1 protein-coding gene is annotated in these 522 nt (G+C 46.6%); it reads right to left on the minus strand.

What is annotated here, in order from left to right:
• Window positions 1-509: PAS domain-containing protein (locus tag R7190_RS30620; protein ID WP_318138309.1), on the minus strand; the 509-nt coding region annotated here is incomplete at its 3' end.
• Window positions 510-522 lie beyond the last annotated feature (13 nt).

A 522-nucleotide genomic window follows, 5' to 3' on the forward strand; every position in this document is an offset into this window, starting at 1 on the left:
GCCGAAGAGTTTGCCTCTTCAGGCAAACAGAAAATTCGGTGATGCTTACCCACGATTTGTTCATGTTTGTAACCCATCGTGCTGAGGAAGTTATCATTTGCTTTAAGCACTGTACCGTCTAACGTAAATTCAATGACTGCCATCGAGCGGCTCAGCGCATTCAGCATGTCTTCGTACTCGCGCGATGTCGTGATCGTTCGAGTCAGTTCAGAGGCAAACACAAAAAAGCTCTCAACCTGGTCACTTGTATTTCGCACAGGCTGAATAACCACTCTTAACCACGCCTCTTCACCATCCCCCTTGGTGATTTGAAACGCGCCATTCCAGAATGCTTTTGCTTGAACCGACTGTTTCATGCGGTAAAAGTGGTCAGTATTTCTCACGTTTGATGGTACAAGGTCAGAAATATGCTTCGCCAAGATGGCCTTATCTGCCAGTGCAAGTTGCTGCAAAAACTTTTGGTTTGCCGATGTGACGTTGCCTTTCGCATCCAACGTCAGCCTTAACATTTCTTCGTCTAGG

It is taken from the genome of Vibrio sp. 1078-1 (assembly GCF_033340475.1).